Source organism: Streptomyces sp. NPDC037401, assembly GCF_055602345.1.
Map to the genome: position 1 here is coordinate 38,859 of NZ_JBVJWO010000046.1, position 3,587 is coordinate 42,445.

Consider the following 3,587-nt stretch of genomic DNA (forward strand, 5'->3'; position numbering starts at 1 on the left):
GCCTCCGAGGGCCGGCCTGGGGTGGGCGGAAACGCTTCGAAGCAAAACGGCAGGACGCGGCCGCCGCCCGTGGGGGCGGCGGCCGCGTCCTGGAGGGGTGCCGGAGCTCCGGCGGGGCCTCTTACTCCGCCGGCGGGATGTTGTTGTTCACCCGGAACACGTTGCCCGGGTCGTAGGTGCGCTTCACGGCGCGCAGCCGCTCCCAGGTGGCCTCCGGGTAGGCCTCGCGGATGCGCTCCTCGCTGTCGTCCGCGAGGAAGTTGACGTAGACCCCGGGGACGCCCTTCTGGAGGTCCTTGGTGAGCCGGTCCACGAACGCGGTGTGGGTGGGTGCCTCGGCCGGGTCCCCGTAGATCGCGGCCAGGTTCACCATGATCTTGCGGTGGCGGTGCGCGAAGGCCGTGTCGGCCTCGCCGCGGGCCAGGGCGCCGCCCAGTACGCGGACCTGAACGGCCGTCATCATGGCCGTGGACTCCTTGATGCGGTCCAGGACCAGGGTGGCGGTCTCCGTGTCGATGGCGTCCACGAAGAGGTTGCGGGCCGCGGCCACCGGGTGGTGGTCGGGGTCCTCGGGCGGGTAGATGCCCGGGTACGGCATCGGCGCGATCATGTCGGCGTACGGGGTGGCCAGGGCCCGGAAGGGGGCGATGGCCTGCTCGGCGGGCTCGCCCTCGCCGGCGTAGACCATCATCGCCATGACGACGAGACCGCCCTGGGCCTCCTCGGGCACGAACGGCAGGACCGCACCGGGCAGGATGTTGATGATGCTGGTCAGCTCGTCGGGGGCCTGCTGGGAGAGCTCGACGAAGGACGCCAGCACCTCGGGGGTGCCGGGCAGCACCAGCAGACCGCCGTAGACGGTGGTCAGTTCACGGAGGCGGAACTTCATCCGGGTGATCACGCCGAAGTTGCCGCCGCCGCCGCGGATCGCCCAGAACAGCTCGGGCTCGTTCTCGGCGTCGATGCGGCGCAGCTTGCCGTCGGCGGTGACGATCTCGGCGGCGAGCAGGTCGTCGACGGTCAGGCCGTGCTTGCGGGCGAGGTAGCCGATGCCGCCGCCGGTGGTGATGCCGCCGAGGCCGACGCTGCCGGTGTCGCCGAAGCCGGTGACCAGGCCGTGCTCGTGGGCGGCGGTGGTGTATTCACCGGCGGTCAGACCCGCATCGGCCCAGGCGGTCCGGGTGTCGGTGTCGATGTCCAGCTCGCGCAGGGAGGACATGTCGAGGACGATGCCGCCGTCGGTCAGGGCGAACACGCTGTGCCCGCCGCCCTTGATGGCGAGCGGTACGCCGCTCTGCGCGGCCAGCAGGACCACCTGGGAGACGTCGTCGCTGTTGGCAGGCTGCACGATCGCCGCCGGCTGCTGGTCCATTCCGCCCAGGTAGACGACACGGGCCTGGTCGTAGCCCTCGTCACCGGGCAGCAGCACCTTGCCCTTGACCGATTCGCGCAGCTGCACGACCGGCACGTTGCCCTGGTCGCCGGGGGTCTGCTCCACCATGGAAGATCTCCTCAATGTCATGCGGTGTGACCAGGGCGCGATGATCGGCCCGGTACGGATAACTCGCCGAGACCGGCGTTCGGCCGGGCGGGCGCGACGGGGATCCGGCGACGGGGCCGGTAGGGACGAGACGGCGATGCCGGACACGGATCGACGGGTGCGGTCACGTCGGGCAGTTCGAGTGGTGCGGGCATCGGGAACTCTCGTGCGGGGTCGCGCGGCTGCGTACATTGTCGGCCGGGCGGGTGGTCCGGCGCATCTTCGAAATTGCTGTCCCGGCCCGGATCCCGAGCACGGTAGCGGTCCCGGCGGTCCCCTGGCGAGACCCCGGCGCCTTCCCCGTCCCGCAGTGGGGGGAACCGGCGCGCGGCGCCACCTCTCCCGTGCTCACTGCAATCGGGCGAGAGCAAATCGCAAACCAGGAGATGCCCGGAACGGGCCGTACCGGTGACCATCCGTCTGGATCTCAATCCTTCCGTCGATTGGACTCTCGCGATGCGTTTTCTTCCCGGCCCCGGCGGCCCGACCGTGGCGGTCGTCGGATTCGGCTACGTCGGCTCCTGCGTCGCGGCGACCCTGGCCGACCGCGGCATCGACGTGATCGGTATCGATGCGGACAGCCGGCTGGTGGACGAACTGGCCCGCAGGGAGTGCCGGTTCAACGAGGACGGACTGGCCGGACTGCTGTTCGCGGGCCTGGACGCGGGCCGGCTGCGCGTGACCACCGAACTGTCGGCGGCCGCCGGGGCCGACGTCGTCCTGATCACCGTGGGCACTCCGGTGCGTGAGGACGGCTCGCTCGCCGACGAGCAGTTGCGCGGGGCCGCCCGGGAGCTCGCCCGGCATCTGCGGCCGGGCCAGCTGGTGGTGCTCAAGTCGACGGTGCCGCCGGGCACGACGCGGGAGCTGCTGCGTCCGCTGCTGGAGGAGGGCGGGCTGGTGGCGGGTGAGGACTTCGGGCTGGCGTTCAGCCCGGAGCGGCTCGCCGAGGGCACCGCCCTGCGGGAGCTGCGTACGTTCCCCATCGTGACCGGCGGGCTGACCGCGGACTGCGCGGCGGCGGCCGGGGAGCTGTGGCGGCGGGTGCTGGGCGTGGAGGTGCTGCCGATGGACACCCTGGAGGCCGCCGAGATCGTCAAGCTCGCCGACAACTGGTGGATCGACTTGAACATCGCCCTCTCCAACGAGCTGGCGAAGCTGTGCGGGATCTACGGCGCGGACGTGCTCGACGTGATCGGCGCGGCGAACACCATCCCGAAGGGCACCGGGAACGTCAACATCCTGCTGCCCAGCGTGGGAGTGGGCGGTTCCTGCCTGACCAAGGACCCGTGGATGGTGTGGCGCACCGCCCGCGAGCACGGGGTGCGGGTGCAGACCGCCCCGGCCGGACGCCAGGTCAACGCGGGGATGCCGGGCTATACGGCCTCGCTGGTGCTCGGGGAGCTGGCCGCACTCGGCAAGGACCCCCGCGGGGCGGTCGTGGCGGTGCTGGGGCTGGCCTTCAAGAACGACACCGGCGATCTGCGGGCCACCCCGGTGGCGGGCGTGGTCAAGGCCCTGGAGGCGGCCGGGGTGACGGTACGGCTGCACGATCCGCTGGTGGATCCGGCGGCCGCGGCCGAGCTCTTCGGCCGGGCGCCGGTGAAGACCCTGGAGGAGGCCGTGCAGGGGGCCGACTGCGTGGCGGTGCTGGCTCTGCACCGGGACTTCCACGGCATCGACTTCGCGGCCCTGCCGGTGGCCCCTTCCTGTGTGCTGCTCGACGGGCGTGCGTACTACCCGAAGGAGAAGATCGCCGAGCTGCGGGCCGCCGGATACGTGTACCGGGGCATCGGCCGCGGAGAGGCGGTGCCGGGCGCCGGCGGCCCGGGCGGCTCCGCCGCACAGGCGATGCCCTCGGTGCCGCGCAGCGTCCGGCTGCTGGAAGCGGGCTGACCGGGGCCGGGGGGGGGGGGGGGGGGGGGGGGGGGGGGGGGGGGGGGGGGGGGGGGGGGGGGGGGGGGGGGGGGGGGGGGGGGGGAGGGGGGGGGGGCGGGAGGGGGGGGGGGGGGGGCCTGTTTTCTCTGCGGCGTCGTTGCCGAGCGGA

General features: G+C 72.8%; 2 protein-coding genes. One reads left to right on the plus strand and one right to left on the minus strand.

Annotated elements, in window-relative coordinates; genetic code table 11:
• Positions 1–121: 121 nt before the first annotated feature.
• Positions 122–1,501 carry an FAD-binding oxidoreductase gene (locus ACZ7H1_RS33405; RefSeq protein ID WP_470791805.1) on the minus strand — a complete coding sequence of 460 codons (1,380 nt, stop codon included), beginning with the start codon at positions 1,499–1,501 and terminating at the stop codon, positions 122–124.
• A 495-nt stretch (positions 1,502–1,996) separates the two neighbouring features.
• Between ACZ7H1_RS33405 and ACZ7H1_RS33410 the strand changes: the two genes are divergently transcribed.
• Positions 1,997–3,436 (plus strand): nucleotide sugar dehydrogenase, encoded by a 1,440-nt coding sequence (locus ACZ7H1_RS33410; RefSeq protein ID WP_470791807.1) that lies wholly within the window; start codon positions 1,997–1,999, stop codon positions 3,434–3,436.
• Positions 3,437–3,587 lie beyond the last annotated feature (151 nt).